The organism is Paramagnetospirillum sp. (genome assembly GCF_058402745.1).
Genome location: NZ_JBZVFI010000017.1, coordinates 160,208 through 178,503, shown reverse-complemented (window position 1 = coordinate 178,503; position 18,296 = coordinate 160,208). Strand labels below are relative to the sequence as shown.

Annotated in this window: 26 protein-coding genes; 7 read left to right on the top strand and 19 right to left on the bottom strand. The window is 65.8% G+C overall.

Annotation, left to right across the window (positions count from 1 at the left end; genetic code table 11):
- Window positions 1-3 precede the first annotated feature (3 nt).
- From ACV4UZ_RS15135 to ACV4UZ_RS15110, 6 genes are read right to left on the bottom strand one after another with little or no spacing between them, the layout of a single operon-like run.
- Window positions 4-501: a hypothetical protein gene (locus tag ACV4UZ_RS15135; RefSeq protein ID WP_491601622.1), complete on the bottom strand. Its 498-nt coding sequence runs from the start codon at window positions 499-501 to the stop codon at window positions 4-6.
- Window positions 498-3,488, bottom strand: coding sequence for a tape measure protein (locus ACV4UZ_RS15130; protein WP_491601621.1), 2,991 nt, complete (start codon window positions 3,486-3,488; stop codon window positions 498-500). Before ACV4UZ_RS15130 ends, ACV4UZ_RS15135 begins: the two co-directional genes overlap by 4 nt.
- Window positions 3,489-3,491: 3 nt before the next feature.
- On the bottom strand, window positions 3,492-3,677 hold the full coding sequence (locus tag ACV4UZ_RS15125) for a DUF7697 family protein (protein ID WP_491601620.1): 186 nt from the start codon (window positions 3,675-3,677) through the stop codon (window positions 3,492-3,494).
- Between the two features lie 26 nt (window positions 3,678-3,703).
- Complete coding sequence (locus ACV4UZ_RS15120) at window positions 3,704-4,219, bottom strand: hypothetical protein (protein WP_491601619.1); 516 nt, start codon at window positions 4,217-4,219, stop codon at window positions 3,704-3,706.
- A gap of 2 nt (window positions 4,220-4,221) precedes the next feature.
- Window positions 4,222-5,181 carry a phage tail tube protein gene (locus ACV4UZ_RS15115; protein WP_491601618.1) on the bottom strand — a complete coding sequence of 320 codons (960 nt, stop codon included), beginning with the start codon at window positions 5,179-5,181 and terminating at the stop codon, window positions 4,222-4,224.
- Between the two features lie 26 nt (window positions 5,182-5,207).
- A complete protein-coding gene (locus ACV4UZ_RS15110) occupies window positions 5,208-5,636 on the bottom strand; it encodes an acyl-CoA transferase (protein ID WP_491601617.1) in 429 nt (142 codons plus the stop codon).
- A 126-nt stretch (window positions 5,637-5,762) separates the two neighbouring features.
- Here ACV4UZ_RS15110 and ACV4UZ_RS15105 point away from each other — a divergent pair, with 126 nt between their 5' ends.
- Together ACV4UZ_RS15105 and ACV4UZ_RS15100 are read left to right on the top strand one after the other, a co-directional pair.
- Window positions 5,763-6,194, top strand: a complete 432-nt coding sequence (locus tag ACV4UZ_RS15105) for an Xre family toxin-antitoxin system antitoxin (RefSeq protein ID WP_211546706.1) — start codon at window positions 5,763-5,765, stop codon at window positions 6,192-6,194.
- Window positions 6,194-6,619 carry an RES family NAD+ phosphorylase gene (locus tag ACV4UZ_RS15100; protein ID WP_491601616.1) on the top strand — a complete coding sequence of 142 codons (426 nt, stop codon included), beginning with the start codon at window positions 6,194-6,196 and terminating at the stop codon, window positions 6,617-6,619. Before ACV4UZ_RS15105 ends, ACV4UZ_RS15100 begins: the two co-directional genes overlap by 1 nt.
- A 6-nt stretch (window positions 6,620-6,625) precedes the next feature.
- Here ACV4UZ_RS15100 and ACV4UZ_RS15095 read toward each other — a convergent pair whose 3' ends face one another.
- The 9 genes from ACV4UZ_RS15095 to ACV4UZ_RS15055 are packed head-to-tail and all read right to left on the bottom strand — an operon-like array spanning window position 6,626 to window position 14,366.
- Window positions 6,626-7,261 (bottom strand): DUF6441 family protein, encoded by a 636-nt coding sequence (locus ACV4UZ_RS15095; protein ID WP_491601615.1) that lies wholly within the window; start codon window positions 7,259-7,261, stop codon window positions 6,626-6,628.
- Entirely contained in the window at window positions 7,258-7,554 is a 297-nt protein-coding gene (locus ACV4UZ_RS15090; protein WP_491601614.1) for a head-tail joining protein, read from the bottom strand. Before ACV4UZ_RS15090 ends, ACV4UZ_RS15095 begins: the two co-directional genes overlap by 4 nt.
- A gap of 2 nt (window positions 7,555-7,556) precedes the next feature.
- Window positions 7,557-8,579, bottom strand: coding sequence for a major capsid protein (locus tag ACV4UZ_RS15085; protein ID WP_491601613.1), 1,023 nt, complete (start codon window positions 8,577-8,579; stop codon window positions 7,557-7,559).
- Between the two features lie 14 nt (window positions 8,580-8,593).
- Complete coding sequence (locus tag ACV4UZ_RS15080) at window positions 8,594-8,983, bottom strand: head decoration protein (RefSeq protein ID WP_173983633.1); 390 nt, start codon at window positions 8,981-8,983, stop codon at window positions 8,594-8,596.
- A gap of 12 nt (window positions 8,984-8,995) precedes the next feature.
- Window positions 8,996-10,228, bottom strand: a complete 1,233-nt coding sequence (locus tag ACV4UZ_RS15075; RefSeq protein ID WP_491601612.1) for a S49 family peptidase — start codon at window positions 10,226-10,228, stop codon at window positions 8,996-8,998.
- Between the two features lie 8 nt (window positions 10,229-10,236).
- The gene (locus ACV4UZ_RS15070; RefSeq protein ID WP_491601611.1) at window positions 10,237-11,667 is read right to left on the bottom strand and encodes a phage portal protein; all 1,431 of its coding nucleotides are present in this window, start codon (window positions 11,665-11,667) and stop codon (window positions 10,237-10,239) included.
- A 2-nt stretch (window positions 11,668-11,669) separates the two neighbouring features.
- Window positions 11,670-11,879, bottom strand: coding sequence for a phage head-tail joining protein (locus ACV4UZ_RS15065; RefSeq protein WP_491601610.1), 210 nt, complete (start codon window positions 11,877-11,879; stop codon window positions 11,670-11,672).
- A 2-nt stretch (window positions 11,880-11,881) separates the two neighbouring features.
- Window positions 11,882-13,762, bottom strand: coding sequence for a phage terminase large subunit family protein (locus ACV4UZ_RS15060; RefSeq protein ID WP_491601609.1), 1,881 nt, complete (start codon window positions 13,760-13,762; stop codon window positions 11,882-11,884).
- Window positions 13,763-13,814: 52 nt separating this feature from the next.
- Window positions 13,815-14,366 carry an elements of external origin gene (locus tag ACV4UZ_RS15055; RefSeq protein ID WP_491601608.1) on the bottom strand — a complete coding sequence of 184 codons (552 nt, stop codon included), beginning with the start codon at window positions 14,364-14,366 and terminating at the stop codon, window positions 13,815-13,817.
- Between the two features lie 97 nt (window positions 14,367-14,463).
- On the opposite strand from ACV4UZ_RS15055, the gene ACV4UZ_RS15050 reads away from it, so the two are divergent.
- The 3 genes from ACV4UZ_RS15050 to ACV4UZ_RS15040 all read left to right on the top strand — a co-directional run bounded on the left by ACV4UZ_RS15050 (window position 14,464) and on the right by ACV4UZ_RS15040 (window position 15,728).
- The gene (locus tag ACV4UZ_RS15050) at window positions 14,464-14,829 is read left to right on the top strand and encodes a hypothetical protein (RefSeq protein WP_491601607.1); all 366 of its coding nucleotides are present in this window, start codon (window positions 14,464-14,466) and stop codon (window positions 14,827-14,829) included.
- Window positions 14,830-14,872: 43 nt separating this feature from the next.
- On the top strand, window positions 14,873-15,052 hold the full coding sequence (locus ACV4UZ_RS15045) for a hypothetical protein (protein WP_068490506.1): 180 nt from the start codon (window positions 14,873-14,875) through the stop codon (window positions 15,050-15,052).
- 97 nt (window positions 15,053-15,149) lie between these two features.
- Window positions 15,150-15,728: a DUF3489 domain-containing protein gene (locus tag ACV4UZ_RS15040; protein ID WP_491601606.1), complete on the top strand. Its 579-nt coding sequence runs from the start codon at window positions 15,150-15,152 to the stop codon at window positions 15,726-15,728.
- On the opposite strand, the gene ACV4UZ_RS15035 is transcribed toward ACV4UZ_RS15040, so the two are convergent.
- The 3 genes from ACV4UZ_RS15035 to ACV4UZ_RS15025 are packed head-to-tail and all read right to left on the bottom strand — an operon-like array spanning window position 15,704 to window position 16,422.
- On the bottom strand, window positions 15,704-15,895 hold the full coding sequence (locus ACV4UZ_RS15035) for a hypothetical protein (protein WP_156612482.1): 192 nt from the start codon (window positions 15,893-15,895) through the stop codon (window positions 15,704-15,706). The genes ACV4UZ_RS15040 and ACV4UZ_RS15035 overlap by 25 nt on opposite strands.
- An 8-nt stretch (window positions 15,896-15,903) precedes the next feature.
- Window positions 15,904-16,152: an HU family DNA-binding protein gene (locus ACV4UZ_RS15030; RefSeq protein WP_491601605.1), complete on the bottom strand. Its 249-nt coding sequence runs from the start codon at window positions 16,150-16,152 to the stop codon at window positions 15,904-15,906.
- 60 nt (window positions 16,153-16,212) lie between these two features.
- Window positions 16,213-16,422 carry a DUF7220 family protein gene (locus tag ACV4UZ_RS15025; protein WP_491601604.1) on the bottom strand — a complete coding sequence of 70 codons (210 nt, stop codon included), beginning with the start codon at window positions 16,420-16,422 and terminating at the stop codon, window positions 16,213-16,215.
- A gap of 92 nt (window positions 16,423-16,514) precedes the next feature.
- Between ACV4UZ_RS15025 and ACV4UZ_RS15020 the strand changes: the two genes are divergently transcribed.
- A complete protein-coding gene (locus ACV4UZ_RS15020) occupies window positions 16,515-16,679 on the top strand; it encodes a DUF6900 domain-containing protein (RefSeq protein ID WP_491601603.1) in 165 nt (54 codons plus the stop codon).
- 2 nt (window positions 16,680-16,681) lie between these two features.
- Window positions 16,682-16,897: a hypothetical protein gene (locus ACV4UZ_RS15015; protein WP_491601602.1), complete on the top strand. Its 216-nt coding sequence runs from the start codon at window positions 16,682-16,684 to the stop codon at window positions 16,895-16,897.
- On the opposite strand, the gene ACV4UZ_RS15010 is transcribed toward ACV4UZ_RS15015, so the two are convergent.
- Window positions 16,884-18,152 carry a site-specific DNA-methyltransferase gene (locus tag ACV4UZ_RS15010; RefSeq protein WP_491601601.1) on the bottom strand — a complete coding sequence of 423 codons (1,269 nt, stop codon included), beginning with the start codon at window positions 18,150-18,152 and terminating at the stop codon, window positions 16,884-16,886. The genes ACV4UZ_RS15015 and ACV4UZ_RS15010 overlap by 14 nt on opposite strands.
- Window positions 18,153-18,296: the final 144 nt, after the last annotated feature.

The following is an 18,296-nucleotide window of genomic DNA, read 5'->3' as shown; positions in this document are numbered from 1 at the left end:
CGATCACCAGCGAATGCTGACGGGCAAGCCGACATGCAGGATGGAATGGAGGGTCTGGATGTTGGCAAAGAGAACGACCACGTCCTCGACAAGCAGGATTTCCAGCGCCCCCGCGTCGAGCATGGGGCGCTCACGGACTTCCAACACCGAGGTGACGATCCAAGCCCCGCCTCGGCTGGGCACCGCTTTGTAGGGGGCGTTGCCCTGGCCGACGAAACGGGCTTCGTGGGCGGCGATGCCGATCCCGCCCAGCAGAGAGATGCCGAACCAATCGCCGCCATCGGCCAGCTTCAGGCGAAACCATGCCTCGAAGGTGGCGAAGTCCACCGCCGACATGCGCCATCGCACCGGGATGCGGGTCGGCGTTTGGGTGAACCGCCGCCGCTGCCGAGCGGGGCCGGATTCCATGTCGGTGCGGGTAACGGCCGATTCCGGTTCCAGGGCATAGCCGTCATAGGTCGGCAGCGGCAGCCGGGTGGGCCAGGAGACGAGCGTGGTCATCGATAGGTCCCTGCCGCCGGGTTCAGTCCATAGCGATGCTCCAGCACCGGGGCCATGCCCTCGCCGCGACCGATGCGGCGGCTCATGCGGCCTTCAATCTCCTCAACGATGATATCGAGATGGATGCGGCCATCGGCCCCCTGGGATTGTTCGGCACGGGCCTGGGTGCCGGACGCATTGTTGTTGACTGTCACCACCACGCCCACCGCCGTCGGCTGCGACAAGGCGGCATCCAAGATGCGGTCGGCATTGTCCATCTGCTTTGGCGTGAAAACGCCCTCGCCGATGCGGGCGACGATGGGGCGCTCTCCCGCAACCAGACCGCCGCCGTGGTATTTCGGCGCATTGGCGAAGACCGACGCGCTGTATGAACGGGTCTCCAGCCGGTCGAGACCGATCAGGCCGCCGGAATGGGCGATGGCGAAGGCGCCGGTATCGGGCACCGGCGTTGCACCGCCGGAACTGGCCCCAGCTGATCCGGCGCCCGAGAAGAAACTGCCGATGCCGGCGATCATGCCGCCGAAGATGCCGCCACCGGCCCCGCCGAACAGGGGCGCCACCACCGACATGCGCCAGGCGGCGCGCAGGGCCTCCTCGGCCAGGCTGTTGAACAGATCCTGCCCGGCCAGCTTTCCGGTAGTGGCCCATTTGACGAAGGCGTCCTCGCTGGCCCGCAAGGCTCCCGACATGGCCCGTTCGGCGGAGGCCGCCGCGTTGCCAGCTTCGTCGGCATAGGCCCGCACCGCCCGGATGGCGCCGTCCTGCCAGTCGCGGCTGGCGGCCAGCTTGTCCTGCTCCAATTCCCGATAACGGCGGGTATAGGCTTCCTCCGACAAGGCGCCGCTGGCCCGCTGCTCGTTGAGCTTGGCCAGTTCCTCGGTAAACCGCTGCGTGGCGTCATAGGCCAGGGTGGTTTGGCGGGCCTCGTCCTTGACCGCTTCGGCATATTGGCGGGATCGCGCCGCCCGGTACTCATCCACCTTGGGATCGTCCTCGGCCAGCTTATGGCTGCGGGCGAATTTGGTGACATCATTGTCGATGGTGACGTCGCGGACTTTGGTGCGATCACTGCTGCGCACCGCTTGGGCCAGCCGTACCTGGGCGTCGATCTCACGCTCCAGATCGGCGACGGCACGCGCGGCCTCGCTGTTGGCGCGGGATTTCTGCACCTGGGCGTAGGAGGCCGCCAGTTCGCCATTGGCATCACTCAGCCCCTTGGAGGCCTGCTCTGCCAGCCAGTTGGTGCGCTCCGCCAGGATGGTATCGGCCACCGATCCCTTTGCGGCATCGGCGAGACGGTCATTGGCGGCTGCTTCCTGCCCCATGGTGCGGATCAGGCCGTTCTTCTGCTCCAGCAGCTTGGCAGAATCGATCCGGCGCAGCGCCCGGTCGTATTCGGCCACCGCCGCGCCGTTATTCTTGAAGGCGAATTCCAGCACCTTGGCGGCCCGCGCCGCATCGATTTGGGCCTGCCCGCCGGTGCGGGCGGCTTCGGCCAGACGTTCTTGGCCTCGGGCCTGGAGGTTTAAGCCCAGCACCTCGGCCTGAGCCTGGGCGGACCTCTCGCCATTTCCCTTGGCTTCGGCCTCGCGGGCCAGCAGATCCTTGATCTCATGTTCCTTGGGCTGGGTGCGATAGACGCCACCCTGCTGGAACAACTCCTTCTCGATCTGGCGGAATCCCTTGGCCGCCTCGTATTGGGACTTGGTGCGGGAGAATTCCGCGTTGCCGGCGGCGCGGGCCGTATTGAGCTTCTCCTGCCATTCCACCTCGAATTTGAGGTCGGTCAGCTTTTCCAGATAGCTGGGCTCGCGCTGCTCGGCCCGGACCCGGTCGCGCTCCATCTTGGCATGGGCTTCCATGCCCGCCCGCTTGCGGGTGATCTCGTCGAGATCGGCGGCGACATCCTGGCGTTCGGTCAGCAGGCGGCGCAGTTCCTCGTTCTCCTCCCTGACCGCCATCACCACCACGGAATGGGTGCCGGCGGGCAACGGCTTGTCGAGCGCCTGCTCGCCCCCCAGGGCGGCGATGCGGCGATCCAGATCGGCCAGCCGCGACTTGACCGTCGATTCCCCCGGCGTCAGGGATTCCAGCGTCGCCGCCCCGGCATTGGCGCCACCCGACAGAACCTTGCGCAGCCAGGGGGCGTTGGTGAATCCCTGCCAGGCATTGGCCATGCGGGTGAATGACCGCTCGGCGGTATCGGCGCTTTCTTTGGCGGCTTCGTCGAAGCCCCGCAGCGCCTTGATCAGGGTGTCGCGGAAGAAATCCGCCGTCACCTTGCCCTGGGTGACCATCTGGCGGAAACCGCCCGAGGGCAGAGCAGCGGCCCGGTCGAGAGCCTGGAGCAGGCCCGGCATGGGCTCGACGATCTGGTTGAGTTCTTCCGCCCGCAACGTGCCCGACGACAGGCCCTGGGCCAGACCGAACAGCGATTGCTCCAACTGTTCGGACGAGGCACCCAGCGCGATGGCGGTGGACTGGAAACCTTCCAGCAGGGCACGGGATTCACCAGTGGTGATGATCCCGGCCTTCTGCAATGCCGCCAGCCGAGAATAGGCTCCGACCACCGTCTCCAGGGCGGTGCCGGTCTTCTGGGCTTGGGCATAGAGATACGAGGTGGTTTCGGTGAGCGCCGCCGCGCCGACCAGCCCCTTGAGGCGGGCCTCCAGGCTTTCCACCTTGATGGTGGACTCCACCATGGCCTTGCCGAAGAAGCCGATGGCCGCTCCCGCCGCCAATCCTGCCGGGCCCAGTGCCATCATCACCGAGCCGATGGGGCCAAGCCGCGAGGCGAAACCCGCCATGCCGCCCTGGATATCCTGGCTGGCGGCATTCATGGCCAGCAGCGACTTCGACGCCGGTTGCGTCGCACCTTCAATCCTGGCCAATGCCTTCTGGCCATCCTCGCCCAATTTCAGCAGGGCGCGGCGCACGGTTTCGCCATCCTGTAGCGACAGGCGAATTGAGACGGATTTGGTGGCCATGGATCAGGTCTCTGTTTGAGCCTTGGCGGCCCCTGCCACCATGCCGCGCTCGGTGAAGGGCAGCAGGTGGGCCAGCAGGGGCTGGTCGTAACCCAGCGCCTGGGCCTGGATCAGCAGGGCGGTAAGGTCGAGCCCGGTGATGCCGCCACGGGGACCGATACGGATGGCGCCGATGGCGCCGGTCAGCAATTCCCAGGCTTGCCAGCCCGCCTCGGTCAGTGGGGCGTTGCGGTCATAGGGGCAGTCGCAGTTTCCGCCACAGCCTCGGCAGTAGTCAGGCCCGCCGCCGAAGTGCCATTCGGCGCGGGCCTGGAGACGTTTCCCTCGGCGATGACCGCTTCGTGGGTTTCGGTGTATTGGACGACGAAGCTCTCGGCCATGCGGGGCAATTGCATCAGGTCGGCAATGGCGGTGTCGGTGATCTCAGCGGGCCGATCATCGGCATCCAGCACGCCCTTCCATTTGGTGATGGCCGAGCGGGCCAGACCCTGGGCGAACAGCATCTGTGACAACCCGGCCAGGGCGTCCTCGTCGGACAGATCGGGCAGGCCGGTGATGTCGGCTCCGGCGGCTTTCAGATCGGCATGTTCGGCGGCGATAGCACGGGCCATGCGCCAGCCGCGTGACCGGGCGGCCTCGTACACCGCCGTGGTCAGGGGGCGGACAAAGACCCGGACACCGTGGGGCAGATCGATCCAGTAGGGTTCCTTGGGGATGGACAAGCGGATCATGGTCAGTACCCCGCCACGTCGTTGACCAGGGAGATGCGGAGCAGATACCCCACCACCGGATCGCGGGCCGCCCGCCAGTCGTAGCTGGCCTGGATACCGCCGGGGCCTTTGATCTCCTGCTTTTTCTTGGGCAGGAACACGCGGGGCAGATGGAAGGTCAGGGCGAAGGCCGAGCCGGGAATGGTGAAGCCGTATTCCATGGCCACCGGACTTTCGGCGGCGATGGCAGCCGTCAGCGTGGTGTCGGTGCCGAAGCGGATATCCACCGTGCCTTCGGCGGTGGCCTCGGTCTCGTCCACGCCGTCGATCAACCCGTCAGCGCGGATGGTTTCGACCCGATCCAGGTTGTTGGAGAAGGACAGCTTTCCGCCCACCACGTTGGCTAGTTGGCCACCGCCGACCCGGATGGTGCCGCTGCCCTGGCTGAACCGCTTCAGGGCAAAGCTGGCCGGACTGGCGTCGATGGTGGTGGAGGCTTCGGCCTCGCCCTGGGCGATCACCCCGATGCTGGCATTGGCTGCGCCGGAGCGAGCCATATCGAAGGACAGCTTGTCCAGCTTGGCCCCGCCATGGCGGAAGAACTTCGGCACCGCCAGTTGGGCGTGGCCGATCTCGATGACGAGGCTGGGTAGCGTGCCGCCCGAGGTGAAGACATGGTCGAAGGTACCATCACCGTTATCAGCGGTGGTGGGAGCACCGAACAAGCCCTTCAGCCAAAACCCCAGCGCCCGCACATCCAGCGGCACGCCGATATCGCCCTCGTCCTTGATCGCCTCATAGAACGGGTCCTGGGCGTCGCGACCCTGGCCCAGCAGCGGGTCGTAACCCAGCGGTCGCTCGGCCCCCAGGCTGGAGTCCTTAAACGACAGCCGTCCATAGCCGTCGGCCGGAAGCACGCCGTAGCTCGCCTCGAATGCGGCCAGCAGCACGCAATCGGCGCCATAGGCCCGAGTTTTCGCCATGATCGAAATCCTTGATGGATTGGAAATCAGCCCAACGGATCGGGGCTGCTGTAATGGATGGTGACCGGCACCGTGGCACCGCGTAAGGAAGCGGCGCCGTCGATGGCGAGGCCGGAGGTCTTGGGGGCGCCCCAGTCCAGCCATTCGGCCAGACCACCGAGAGAACGATCGGCGGCCAGGGCGACGCCCACCGCCATCAGCAGGTTGTCCAATGCCGCACTGTCGTCGTCCTGGCCGCGCTGGAGGATGATCTCGATCTCGGTTTGGTGTTCCCACAGGTAGGTAACGGGCGACAACACCACCTCCGAGTCTCCGGGATCGCCGTCACGCAAGATGATCAGGCCACCCGCCGGGACCGTTTCAGGCAGCGGCGCTTCCCGCTTGACCGTGGCGCCGGGGACGGTCTCCAGCAGCGCCAGCAGGGCGGACAGAATTTGCTCACGGATGCTGGGCATGGGCGGGTATCCGAGATGGATGCGGAGAATATGGGCTGTTTCTCCGCATGTTCTGCGGAGAATGCTCGCCCTTGCAATTTGGCAATTTGCACGTACATACTGGGCATATCGCCAAGGAGCGCAGCCATGCCCACACCAACCGCTATCATTGATGTCGTCGGAGGTCCCTCAGTCGTCGGGGCTGCTATTCTCAGTCAATTCGATCTGATCCGTGCCGTTCGGGCCGGACTACCGGTCAGTGCTGTGCATGCCTTGATGCAGTCGGGGCGGCTGTCCCGTGCGGAAACCGATCGTGTCGTACTGCCGCGCAAGACGCTGGCCCATCGGGAGCGTATCGGCACCCTGACCACGGATCAATCCGACCGGCTGATGCGGGTCGCCCGCGTCATGGCGATCGCCGAGGAGGTCTTCGGCACTCAGGACAAGGCTCATCGCTGGCTGCGACGGTCCACCACCGCACTGGCCAATGAGATTCCACTCGATTTGCTCGATACCGAAGAAGGTGCCCGCGAGGTCGAGACCATTCTTGGCCGCATAGCCCATGGGATCGCGGCCTGATGCGTTTGTGGCGATTGGCCCGCGAGGCCCATTCCGCCTTGGACGGCGAAGGTGCCCGCATGTTCGGGGGACGCTGGAATTCACCGGGACGTCCCGTTGTGTATTGCGCCGGATCGGCCGCTCTGGCCGTTCTTGAGGTTCGCGTCCATCTGGACTTGCCTCTCGACCTGCTGCCCGAGGATTACCGGCTCGTCGCGATCGAGACCGGTGATGTGGGATACGAAGACGCGCAGCCCCAAGCTACGGAAACCGCCAGGGCCTTTGGCGACAAGTGGCTTGCATCGGGAAGAAGCGCGATTCTACGGGTGCCGTCCGTCATCGTGCCCGAGGAGTGGAACGTCCTGATCAATCCACTTCATCCCCATGCTCAGCACATTCAGGTCGAATCGCAACGGCCCTTCGTCTTCGATTTGCGATTGTTCTGATCGGCGTTACCGCCAGTTCCTGACGATCAGCTCCGGCAGCGCAGAGGCCCACCGCTCGGCGACGCCGTCCACGTCGAGGCGCTTCTTCAAGCTCACCTGCGGCACCAGGATGAACATCACCACTGTGGTCATCCCGCGCCCGGAGCGGAGTGCCGAGGCGCTGCCCTTGGCGAAGCCGCCCCGCTTGCCGGCGCGGACCCGCATGTTTTCCGCCACCAGCAGCGAGGGAGCGCCCCGGCGATAAATGAATCGCAGGCGGCTCCCGTGCATCTGCTCCCACAGGTCGGGCGTCATGCGCTTGGCCCGCGGTCCCGCCCCGGCCACGGGTGTGGGGATCGCCAGCCAGAAACCGTGCTTGGATTTGATCACCGCCCCTTGGTCGAAGGCGCGGATGATGGTGGGAGCCCTTGTGAAGACGAACCCCGCCGGTTTGATGCTTTTCCGGCCCTTGGGATAAAGCTCGGCCCGCCAGGTGTTGGCGAGGCGCTGGCCCATGCCAGCCTCGGTGACCTGGCGGCGAAGATCGGCCTTCAATCCGTCGGCGGCTTGGCGCATGGCGGCGGTGACGGCGTCCTCGGCAGCCTTGATTTCCTCGGCCATGATCTTGCGCAGATCGCCGGAAATAGCCGCCGCCAGTTTCATGCCGGTCTCGTGTCCAAGGTCCAGATCAGCCGCTCGGCATCCAGGCGGGGTTCTCCCTGGACGACGAAGCTGGCGCCGTCATGGACGATCACATCCCCCGCCTGGGGTGCCGGAACCTCCCCCCGCCGAATCTCGAAGACCGCCGTCCCCGTGTGGACGGTGATGTCCGAGAACTCGATGTCGCGGTCGGGCCGTCGCACCAGGGCACGCACGGGGCTGCCCTGGTAGGTCACGGCGACGGCCATGTTCGGATCGGCGAACAGGTCGTCAAAGGCGTCGGCGAAGGCGGTCATGCTCAGTTGCCCGAGAACAACCGCACCGCCAGCCGGGGCCGCTTGTTGACCGGCAGGATGGATGCCTCGGTCTTGACGTCGATGGCGCTGCCGTCCTGACGGGCCAACTGCCGGGCGTACATGGGCACGCCCAGGGTGTTGACCGTCTCGATCAGATTGGCGGGGGCGCCATAGGTGACGAAGGTGTCCATGGTGCCCAGCGGGAAGGCGATGCCTTCGCCCGGCTGGATCAGGGTTTCGGTCTGGCCGGTGGAAAGGGTGACGGTGGCGCTGTATTCCTCGAACACCATGCCGGCGAAGGGGAAGCGGCGGCGGACGTCTTCCCGCAGCGGCTGAGCACCGGTCGAGGAATAATACTGGTAAGCCTGCTCGACCTTGGCATGGCCGATCAGCTTGTCGAAGAATTCCGGGCTGACCAGGGCCAGCACGCTGGTCATGGTCTCCCCCTTCAACTCGACCTCCACCTTGCGCAGGACATCGCGGATCTTGCTCTGGACGTTGGTGGTGGCGGTGCCGAGGGCGAAATCCACCTGCTGGCGGGCGAGGCTGAATTCGCTGAAGTAATCGTACAGGGTGGACCCGCCGCCGTCGCGGACCACGCCCTTCAGGGCGTTGACCTCCATGAATTCCCTGGTCTGGGCGTGCTTGCTCCGCATGCGGGTCAGCTTGCGCTCCATGACGGTGGCCAGGGGATCGGCGGCATCGGCGACGCCGAAGCCGCGCACGCCCTGGACATCCTGGGGCGTGATGGAATCATCGTGGGGAATCCACGGCACCGTAAACGACCGCATGCTCCGGGCATCGCGGTTGGCGACGGTGGCCGGGCCGCCCAGGGGAACGGTGGGCAGCAGGTTGAGGACACCCTCGGCCTGCTCGATGATGACGCTGCGCTGGGTGACGCCCTCGAAGCGGAATAGCCCCATCTGGCCCAACCGGGTGTACAGGTTGGGCAGGATGTTGATGGCTTGGGTCATTTCGGCGAGCGAGTAGCCGCCCACGTCGAAGGGATTGATGATCTGGGTCATGGGAAAGGCTCCGATCAGACGGTGGCGCGGGCAACCAGCCCCACGGTGGCAAGCTGGATAATCTTGGCTGCTCGTTCGGTCGGCTGATCGACCGAGGCGTCGAACACCAGGGCGGCATCGGCCAGGATGACCGGGCCGCGGGCGGCGATCAGGCCGGTGACGGCGGCATCGGTGGCATCAACGGCTTCCAGCAGCACGCCGATGGCGGTTTCCGCCCCTTCGTCCCCCACCACCTCGGCGGCGGGGGATAGACGAAATTCGCCGCTGGCGGTGATGCGGCCCAGCACGGAACCCAGGGGATAACTGGTCCCCGCCTTCAGGGTGACGGTCTCGCGAGTGTAGCTGGCGTTCAGTTCAAACTTCAGCAGATCGCCCAGGGTGGGCGAAGCGGTCAGCACAGGCATGGCAGCGTGTCCTTATTTCCGGGCGGCGGCTTCGCGGGCACGCCGGACGATGGGGCTTTCGGATTCGGTCTTGGGGGCCGCACCCGCCGGGGCGGCGGCGACCACATCGGTGGCCTCGGAGCGCTCAGCCAGTTGCTCCAGAACCGAGCGGCGCAGCGCCTCGGGGCGGATGCCCTTGGCCATGGCCTCGGCGGGATCGATGGTCACACCCAGGCGGGCGGCCTGGGCGGCAACGGCGCTGATTTCGGAATATTCGGCGCGCAGACGCTGTTCCACCTGGGCGGTTACTGCGCCGGGCACCGGAACAATGGCTGCTGGAGTGGGACGTTCGGTTTCGATGACGGGGATGTCCCCCGTTTGCTCGGACATGGTGGTCTCCTTGGGTTTGGACAGGACGGGGGAACGGATAGACGGGCGCGCCAGGGTGGTGCCGAGATCGGCCAGGGCAACGCGGAGCGTGCCGACCTTGTCGGCCAATCCGGCGGTCACCGCCTGATCGCCGCGATAGACGGTGGCCTCGGTGGCGCGGATCGCCTCGGGCGGCTGCTTGCGGCATTTGGCCACCAGGGCGACGAACTTCCCGTAGAGGGCATCCACATCGGCCTGAAGGGCGGCACGGGCAGAGCCGGACAGCGGCTGGTGGGGATTGCCATCCACCTTGGCGGCACCGGCATGAACGAAAGTCCAGGCCAGCCCAGCCTGGGCATCGGCCCCCGATTCGTCGCGGTGGACGGCGACCACGCCGATGGAGCCGACCTCGCCGGTCTGGGTGACGTAGAGGCGGTCGGCGGTGCAGGCGATGGCATAGGCCGCCGAGAGCGCGGCTTCGTCAGCTATCGCCCAGATGGGCTTGCCACATTGGGCGCGGACGGCCTGAATGTGGTCGACCAGATCGAACAGGCCGCCGACCTCGCCGCCGGAGGAGTCCACGTCCAGCAGAATGGCCCGGACACCGGGATCGGTGGCCGCCGCCTCGATGGTTTCGGCGATATCCGAATAGGCGGTCAGCCCGCTGGCGGCCCCCAGGTATCCCGACCGCGCCACCAGAGTGCCGATCACCGGGATAATGGCGATGCCGTCGGGCGTCACCGCCACATCGGCGGACGGAGCCGTATCGCCGTCGAAGGAGATGGACTGCCCAGCCAGCCGGGGGCCGAGAGCACCCAGGATCACATCCAGCTTACTGCGGGCGACCAGCAGCGGCGTCCCATACAGGCGAGCCGCGAGATGGGGCAAATCGTGCATGTCCGTCCTTACGATGTCGGTGGGGGCAACAAGAGCGGTGTCGGATCGGAACCGAAGGTCAGCCCCAGCCGCTGCTCGCGCTCGCGGTCGGCGGCAATCTCGGCATCGACCTGTTCGGCGTCATAGCCACGCTCGGCCAGGGCCTGCGTCCTGCTTTTCAGACCCGCCCCGATCTGCTCGATCTCGGCCTTGGCGTCCTTCAGCGGATCGACCCAGTCCCATTTCGGCGGCAGCCAGGAACAGGCGATGAAGCTGGCGCGGTTGCGCTCGTAGCCGGGAATGTCGAGCGCCCCGGACAGCACCGCCACATCTAGCCAGCGCTGCCACACTTTCCTGCACATTTGGTGGACCATCACCGAGTGCTGCCATGCCTCGACCCGGCGGCGGAATTCCAGCAGCGCCATGCGCGAGTTGGAGTAATTGGCCTTCAGCATGTCGTTTGACAAATAGGCGTAAGGGATGCCGGTGGCGGCCGAGATCTGCAGCAGCGTCCGATACTCGAACGGCTCATACGATCCGCCCACATCGGCGGGGGCCGAGGTCTGGATCTGCTCGCCCGGCTCCAACGGCACCACCTGGCCGGGCTGGACCTCGACGATGCGGTCGCCGGAACCATCGTCGGCTGGGGTCACATCGATAATATCGGTTGGTGCCGGCGAGATGACGAACATCGCGTACATCGCCGCGATCTTCTTGCGCTCAAGTTCTGCGTCATCGTACTGGTCGAGCAGGAACAGCTTGACGATGGCCGGGGCCAGCCGTGACACCCCGCGCAACTGCCCCGATTCCACCGGGTCGATGACATGGATGATCTCGGCGGCCGGAACACGCACCATTTCGCCGACCATGCCGGGGTCGGTAAGATCGCCGGGATGACGGCGCAGGAACCAATATGCCGCCCGCCGACCGATGCGGTCGAACTCGATGCCCTGGCGGATGACGTTGCCGTTGGGAAGAACCTCGGTTCGGGTCAACGGCAACATTTCCGAGGGCAGCATCTGAAGCTGCAACGGCACCGTCAGGCCGTCTTCCGGACGACGCGGGCGCAGGCGGAAGAACACTTCGCCTGCGATGAACACCTCGCGGGCGGCGCGGCGTTGCTGGCCGTAGAAATCGGTTAGTTCCTCGGCATCGGATTCGTCGGTCCAGGCCAGCCAGAGCTGCTGCACCCGAGCTTTCAGATCCCTGTCGGCGATCAGGGACGACGGCTTGATGCCGGTGCCCACCGCATTTCCGGTCCAGCTTTCGGCGGCGTTGAGGGCATAGCCGTTGTTGCGCACCAAATAGCGGGCTCGCGCCGTGATGTCGGAACCGGCAGCGGCGATCAGGGTGTTGACGTGGGCGCGGCTGGGCTGGAAGCCCTTGAGCCGGCGGCTGCCCTGGGCGGCCTCGAAGCCACCGATCAGAGCGCCGAGGCGACGGCGGAAACTCCCCAGCATGGTCACAGCCCCTTGGTGGCGACGGCGAGGATGCGGCGGCGGGGTTTCCTGCCCTCGGCCTGGGCGATGCGACGGTCGAGATCGGCCAGGACGTGATTGGCCTGGGTCAGATCGTATTGGACGGTGCGGTCGCCCACCGTGACGCGAGCCACCAGCGAGTTGCGCCGCGCCAGCACCCGCTCGCGCTCGGCCTTCATCTCGTCGAGAGTCATGATCAGTGCATCCCGCTGAACTTGATGATCCGCCGGGGACGGCGGGCGATTCGGCGGATCCGCCCGGCCTCCGGGTCACTGGCGGGAAGCCGGTCGGTCACCGCCACCTGCTTCTCGAGATCCCGCCATTTGGCCTCTGACCAGCGGTCGGCGCCGACGATCCAGACGGCGGCGCGGGCATAAACCCGGCAATCCAGCGCCTCGTTGCGTTCGCGCAGCTTCTGCCATTCCAGCTTGGTGAAGCCGCGTCGGTTCTTGACCGTCACCAACTGCTCGGCCACGAATTGCTTGCACCACTCTGAGTCCGCCCACGATGGCAGATGCACCGTTCCGGCCGGGTAACGGATTCCCTCGGCCAGTTCCTCGTCGGTGGGCCGCTCCAGGCGCAAGTACCGGTAGGTCTCCGACTTGAAGGTGGACACCGCCACCGTCCAGAGGCGGGCGCCGCGGCGGATCTTCTTGCCGCCCTCGGTGGCGTCCACATAGGTGGGGCCGGAGACCGGACTGGAGCGGTTGAAACCCTCGACACCCTTGATGGGCGAGACCTGGCCGACGCCCATCCGGCGGCCCCAGGTGTAGACCGCCGAGGACTCGTAGCCGCTGTCGATGGCGAGACGGGCGATCTTCAGGGCGGCACCGTTGGCATGTTGCCAGGTCTTCGCCAGCACCTGCTCCAACGCAGTCCAGGTTTCGGCCTTCTCGGGACCGCCGTCGATGACGATGTGGTCGACCAGCCAGCTTTCCAGGTTTCGCCCCCAGGCCCAGACATCGATCTCGACACGGTCCTTCTGGACGTCGGCCCCGGCGGTGAGGAACAGGGCGCCTTCCGGCACACTGCCATTGGCCCAGTTTTCGCGGCGGTCGTAGAGCCGCTGCCAGTCGGGGGCCTCGCCGGACTCGGTCCAGGTTTCGCCCAGCACGGTGTTCTTGAACACCCGCAGCGCATCGTCATTTCCTTGTGCCGCTTCCCACAGGCGGACGATGTCCCGCCACGATTGCCAGCCCGGCGGTGAATACAGCGCCGAGATGTGAAAGCCGATGGTACCGGGATCAGTGCCCGTGGCCGTCGCCTGCCAAACGCCTGCCGCCAGCATCGCGCCTTTGTGGTGCTCGGCGATCTCCTGCTCGCAGGCTTCGCAGTGATAGCGCACCGTCTCGGGGCGGCCCTTGTCCCAGCGCAGCCGCTCGAATTTCAGCCACTGCATGGTCCCGCAATGAGGGCACGGCATGAAGAAGCGGCGCTGGTCGGATGCCTCGTATTCCCGCTCGATGCGCGACATGCCCCGGATGGTCGGCGTCGAGGCCAGGAACACCTTTCGGCGATGGGCGAAGGTCAGAGACCGCGCCTCGGCCAACCCCACCGGATCGCCTTCGTCGTCGGCGGAAGCCGGATAGGCGTCGACCTCGTCGAGGAACAGGTAACGGGCCGGCATGGAACGCAGGCCCACCGCGCTGTTGGCGCCGGTCAGCACCAATGTGCCGCCAGGGAAATCCTTCGACAGCATGGTATTGCCGGCGTCGCGCGAGCGGGCCGGTCTGACCCGTTCCCGGATGGCCGGGCTTTCCTCGATCAGCGGGTCGATGCGCTGGCGAGACGCCCGTTTCGCCATCTCCACTGTCGGCTGGACGCAGAGCATCGGCCCCGGCGCATGGTGGATGACGAAGCCGATGAAGCAACATCCGGCCTCGGTGGCTCCCACCTGCGCCGCTTTCATGAACACCACCCGCTGCACCGGGCTGGTGGGCGACAGCGCATCCATGATGTCGCGCATGTAAGGAGTCCGGGCCGTGCGGTAGCGGCCCGGTTCCGCCGAAGCCCGGCTGGACAGCATGCGGTGCTGATCGGCCCATTCCGAGACGGTCAGGCTGGGATCAGGACGCATCCCGTCCTGCCATGCCAGCAGCACAGCATCGGCCCCACGGAACCCAAACGCGTCATCGGAAGTTCGGCTCGATGGCGGCGAGTTCGTCGAGATGGGCGTGGACATGGGCTTCCAGCAGGGTCTGCATCACATACGGGTCGATGCCGATCTCCGCGGCCATCTGCCCGGCGACCCGCGCCGGCCAGGTGATCCAGGAATCGCGTTCCTGCCGGGCCAGCTTGAACACCAGGGCGGTGGCCCGCGCCCGATCGACCACCTCTTCCTTGAGGCGATCCACCTGGATGCGGGCTTTCTGGGCCTTGGCGACTTCATGGGCCGTGCGGGCTTGGTTGAAGGTGGCGCCGGATGTGCTGGGCAATGGCGGAACGGTCTCGCGCTGGAGTGATGGCGACGAGGATGGCTTCGGGGTGGGGGATGGCATTGAGGGCGGCGGTGCTGCCGCCCGTCGGGCCGGGTCGGTCTGGGCATCCCAGGCGGCGTCGGCCTTTGCCGGGTCGATGGTGCCGTCGGGCTCCTGGGGAATCCGGCCCGTCTGCACCGCCTTGCGCACAGCGGTATGGCTGACGCCACGCCTGCGGGCATATTCGCGAACGGACACCCCCATGATCGAAGCCTTAAAACGAAAGGAAATGATCCGCTATTCCAGTTGATGTGCCGGGCCGACAGAGCGATGGATGGTCCCACGAACAACGGAGACCACCATGCCCAACACCATCCTCCCCACCGCCAATATTGATTGGGGCTTTTTCGGCACCATGGGCGATCACGCCGACCCGGCCGAAGCCTGGGAACTGGCGATGCCCGCGATCCAGACCGCCACCGGCTGCCCGGACACGGCGGTGCGCGATTTCCTCGACAGCACCCAAGGCCGCCACTTCGCCGACGACGTCGCGAACGGATTGTTTCGCGGTCTCGGGCTGGCGGCGGCGATCGATGCGGCGGAGGCCCGCTGGATGGCCTGGACCATCAGTTGCCACACGGCGCGGGAAACCGGAATCCCGCACGGGCTGCCCTACCTCACCGGCTTCGTCACCCATTTCGAGGTCATGGCCGACGCGGCAGCCTGACGTCGGGCCTCGTCGGCAGCACCGTCAAGATAAGGAGACATAGATGACCGACTCCGCCGAACTCGACCGCCTGCGCACTGATAATGCCGCCATGGTGAAAACGCTGCGGGCCATCGACCGCGCCGCCACCGAGATCGAAACAACCGACGGGCCAGCCGATGACCGCGCCATGTGGACGGCCATTTACGAAGCCCGACGCCTTCTGGCCAACATGGCGGCCTGACGCCCTTGGTTCCCGCATCGCCCGACCGGGTCCGCCCGGTTGGGCTCGGGGTGGTACAGGGCGCGGATTGACCGCGCCGCACCCGAGAGGAACCACCATGACCACGATTCAACTTTCCGATACCCAGTCCGTCATCCTGTCCGCTGCCTGCGCCCGCGAGGGCGGGCTGGTCCTGCCGATCACCACATCCTTGAAGGGCGCTGCGGTCGACATGGTGTTGACCAGCCTGATCAAGAAGGAACTGGCCGAGGAAATCCCCGCCGAACCCGGCGCTCCGGTCTGGCGCGAGGCCGAGGATGGAACCTCGCTGACGCTGGTTGCCACGGCCGCCGCCTACATGGTGTTGGGCATTGTCGCCGACACGGGCGCCGACACGGCGCCGGAAGAAGAACCGGCGGCTGACATGGCCGACGAGGCAGAATCCCCGCCCACGGACGCCCACGTCGCGAAACCGGCCCGCAAGCCCCGCGAAGGCACCAAGCAGGAGGCCCTGATCGCCATGCTGAAGCGGCCCGAGGGCAGCAGCATCGCCGAGATTACCGCCGAGTTCGGCTGGTTGCCACATACGGCAAGGGGCGCAATCGCCGGGGCCTTAAAGAAGAAGCTCGGCCTGGACGTCACCAGCGAGAAGATCGAAGGCCGGGGCCGGGTTTACAAATTGGATTCTGCAGTCTGACGGCGCTCGATTTCCGTCAAAACCATCAGGGCGAGATCGAGGGCAGGATGATCACCTGTCCTCGACGCACGTTCAGCCTGCTGGCGGGCTACTTCGAGAGCGGTTTGACCGTAGTGATCGATCAGATCGTCCGCGCTGCGCGCCACCTGCTCGGGATCAACCGCCATTCTTCAGCCTACTTCTTCAGCGACGACGACGCTTTGAACTTGATGGTCGAGGACGCCGCGATCTCAATGGTCTTGCCGGTCTGGGGATTGCGGCCCTGCCGGGCCGGGCGCTCGGACTTCGAGAAGGTCCCAAATCCAATCATCCGGAAGCGGCCTTCGGACTTCACGCCATCCAGAATGGTGGCCACCAAGGCATCGACAGCTTCGTCGGCCTGGGCGGCGGTGCGAATGGCTTTGGAAATCGCGGTCTTGCTCATGCTGTTTTTCCTTCCCGGACAAGAATCCCGGAAGAAGATTAAGGGCATGTCGCCAATTTGTCACCGGAGCCGTTCAAAGACCCGCCTCAGCATGAAACCCCGAGCCAAGGACACCACGGCGAACACCAAGCCGATCGCCAGATCATCGGCCAGGGTAATGTGAATGTCGAAGATCGGGAACACCACCACCTGGGTGGCGACCGCGATGGCGTAGCCGATCACCACGTTGGCGGCGGCCTCGGCCAGTGACATTCGATGGGACTGGCGCAATCGATCACCTTATTGAAATCGCACACTTAATCGACTTGATCTGTCGGCGACATAGAGCGGTACTGGCCTCACCACAACGGAAGGCCAAGAGCATGAAAACCCGAGACCAAGCCCTGACCGAGATCGCCACCCAGATCCTCGACCTGGAGACCCTGGACACCCGCAAGAGCGACCGGCTGGACTTCCACGAGTTGTCGGCTTGGCAGATCAAGAAGGCCCTGGAAGCCGCATTTACCGCTGGCCAGGAGGCGAAGTGACCATGGCGGCCCGGTTGACCGTCCGTCCTAGCGCCTTGCTGAAGGCCCATCCTCAATGGTCGCAGACCGATTTCGAGTACTCCCGGGGCCGGGGCTATTCCAACCAGCAGATCCTGGAATTCTGGAACCGTGATCTGCGGCTCGGCTGCAAGCCGCTTGATTGGAAGCCCACCGACGCCAAGTACCAGCATTCCCTGCGCCGGATCACCCGGCGCTGACCGCTTTCCCGGCGGCGATTTCCACGAAACACCGCCCGTCTCCGTCCAGGATGGCCTTCTGTCCGGTCATCTTCTGCCAGCGGCCGACGGTCACATCGGCATAGGCGGGGTTCAATTCCATGGCGAAGCAGACCCGCCCGGTGGTCTCGGCGGCGATCACCGTGGTGCCGCTGCCCGCGAACGGCTCGTAGACCGAATCGCCCTCGGCGCTGTTGTTTAGGATCGGCCGGCGCATGCATTCCACCGGCTTCTGGGTGCCGTGAACGGTGGCCTCGTCCTCGTCGCCGTTATTGCCGATGGCCCAGACGGTGGCCTGATCTCGCGCCCCCTGCCAATGGCCGGTTCCGTTCTTGCGCACAGCATAAATGCAAGGTTCGTGCATCCAGTGGTAGTCACCGCGGCCCAGGACGAAGCGATTCTTCGACCAGATGATCTGGGCGCGGATCTTGAAATCATTCGCCTCCAGGCTGTCGGCTACCGTCTTGGCGAAGATGGCCGCGTGCCAGACATAGGCCACCTCGCCGGGGAACAGCGCCCAGGCTTCCCGCCAGTCGGCGCGGTCGTCGTTGGCCACCTTGCCGGTGCGGGCCGAGGACGACACCCCTGCTTCGTTCCGCCAGGTGGGGTCGTATTCCACGCCGTAGGGCGGGTCGGTCACCATCAGGTGCGGCGTGGCTCCGGCCAGCAGACGCTCCACATCGGTGGCGACGGTGCTGTCGCCGCACAGAAGGCGGTGGCGGCCCAAGATCCACAAATCGCCCGGCCGCGTTACCGGGTCGACGGGCGGTTCGGGGATCTCGTCTTCGTCACCTTCTCCCTGGCCGTCGCCCTTGTCATCAAGGGGAGCCATCAAGGCGTCCAGTTCCTCTTCCGAGAAGCCGATCAGATCGAGGTCATAGCCCTCGGCATTCAGCGCGTGCAGTTCCGCCGCCAGGGTCTCTTCATCCCAGCCTGCATTCAGCGCCAGCTTGTTGTCGGCCAGAATGTAGGCGCGACGCTGGGCCTCGGTCAGATGGTCGAGCACCAGCACCGGCACAGTGTTGAGGCCAAGCTGCTTCGCCGCTGCCAACCGACCGTGGCCGGCGATGACGTTTCCAGCGCCGTCGGCCAGCACGGGATTGGTCCAGCCGAACTCGACGATGCTGGCGGCGATCTGGGCGACCTGGCCGTCCGAATGGGTCCGCGCGTTGCGGTCATAGGGACGCAACCGGTCGACGGGCCAGTGCTCGACCGTGTCAGGAAGCGGATGGGGCATGGGGCGATCTCTTGGGAGTGGAACCCTACCCGTTCGGGCGGTTTCCATGGAAACGACCCGTTAGGGTTGGAATTGGGTAGTTAACAGCGGCAAGGTTTCCACCCTGGTTTCCAGGCCCCCGGAAATGCGAAAGGCGCGCTGGCC

Coding starts and splice junctions, on each gene's coding strand:
- ACV4UZ_RS15015 (WP_491601602.1), top strand. CDS start 16,682: ATGGCGGCCCGGTTGACCGTCCGTCCTAGCGCCTTGCTGAAGGCCCAT.
- ACV4UZ_RS15045 (WP_068490506.1), top strand. CDS start 14,873: ATGACCGACTCCGCCGAACTCGACCGCCTGCGCACTGATAATGCCGCC.
- ACV4UZ_RS15100 (WP_491601616.1), top strand. CDS start 6,194: ATGCGTTTGTGGCGATTGGCCCGCGAGGCCCATTCCGCCTTGGACGGC.
- ACV4UZ_RS15060 (WP_491601609.1), bottom strand. CDS start 13,762: ATGCGTCCTGATCCCAGCCTGACCGTCTCGGAATGGGCCGATCAGCAC.
- ACV4UZ_RS15050 (WP_491601607.1), top strand. CDS start 14,464: ATGCCCAACACCATCCTCCCCACCGCCAATATTGATTGGGGCTTTTTC.
- ACV4UZ_RS15065 (WP_491601610.1), bottom strand. CDS start 11,879: ATGACTCTCGACGAGATGAAGGCCGAGCGCGAGCGGGTGCTGGCGCGG.
- ACV4UZ_RS15105 (WP_211546706.1), top strand. CDS start 5,763: ATGCCCACACCAACCGCTATCATTGATGTCGTCGGAGGTCCCTCAGTC.
- ACV4UZ_RS15085 (WP_491601613.1), bottom strand. CDS start 8,579: ATGACCCAGATCATCAATCCCTTCGACGTGGGCGGCTACTCGCTCGCC.
- ACV4UZ_RS15030 (WP_491601605.1), bottom strand. CDS start 16,152: ATGAGCAAGACCGCGATTTCCAAAGCCATTCGCACCGCCGCCCAGGCC.
- ACV4UZ_RS15020 (WP_491601603.1), top strand. CDS start 16,515: ATGAAAACCCGAGACCAAGCCCTGACCGAGATCGCCACCCAGATCCTC.
- ACV4UZ_RS15075 (WP_491601612.1), bottom strand. CDS start 10,228: ATGCACGATTTGCCCCATCTCGCGGCTCGCCTGTATGGGACGCCGCTG.
- ACV4UZ_RS15095 (WP_491601615.1), bottom strand. CDS start 7,261: ATGAAACTGGCGGCGGCTATTTCCGGCGATCTGCGCAAGATCATGGCC.
- ACV4UZ_RS15115 (WP_491601618.1), bottom strand. CDS start 5,181: ATGGCGAAAACTCGGGCCTATGGCGCCGATTGCGTGCTGCTGGCCGCA.
- ACV4UZ_RS15080 (WP_173983633.1), bottom strand. CDS start 8,983: ATGCCTGTGCTGACCGCTTCGCCCACCCTGGGCGATCTGCTGAAGTTT.
- ACV4UZ_RS15010 (WP_491601601.1), bottom strand. CDS start 18,152: ATGCCCCATCCGCTTCCTGACACGGTCGAGCACTGGCCCGTCGACCGG.
- ACV4UZ_RS15090 (WP_491601614.1), bottom strand. CDS start 7,554: ATGACCGCCTTCGCCGACGCCTTTGACGACCTGTTCGCCGATCCGAAC.
- ACV4UZ_RS15035 (WP_156612482.1), bottom strand. CDS start 15,895: ATGGCGGTTGATCCCGAGCAGGTGGCGCGCAGCGCGGACGATCTGATC.
- ACV4UZ_RS15130 (WP_491601621.1), bottom strand. CDS start 3,488: ATGGCCACCAAATCCGTCTCAATTCGCCTGTCGCTACAGGATGGCGAA.
- ACV4UZ_RS15110 (WP_491601617.1), bottom strand. CDS start 5,636: ATGCCCAGCATCCGTGAGCAAATTCTGTCCGCCCTGCTGGCGCTGCTG.
- ACV4UZ_RS15120 (WP_491601619.1), bottom strand. CDS start 4,219: ATGATCCGCTTGTCCATCCCCAAGGAACCCTACTGGATCGATCTGCCC.
- ACV4UZ_RS15055 (WP_491601608.1), bottom strand. CDS start 14,366: ATGGGGGTGTCCGTTCGCGAATATGCCCGCAGGCGTGGCGTCAGCCAT.
- ACV4UZ_RS15040 (WP_491601606.1), top strand. CDS start 15,150: ATGACCACGATTCAACTTTCCGATACCCAGTCCGTCATCCTGTCCGCT.
- ACV4UZ_RS15135 (WP_491601622.1), bottom strand. CDS start 501: ATGACCACGCTCGTCTCCTGGCCCACCCGGCTGCCGCTGCCGACCTAT.
- ACV4UZ_RS15070 (WP_491601611.1), bottom strand. CDS start 11,667: ATGCTGGGGAGTTTCCGCCGTCGCCTCGGCGCTCTGATCGGTGGCTTC.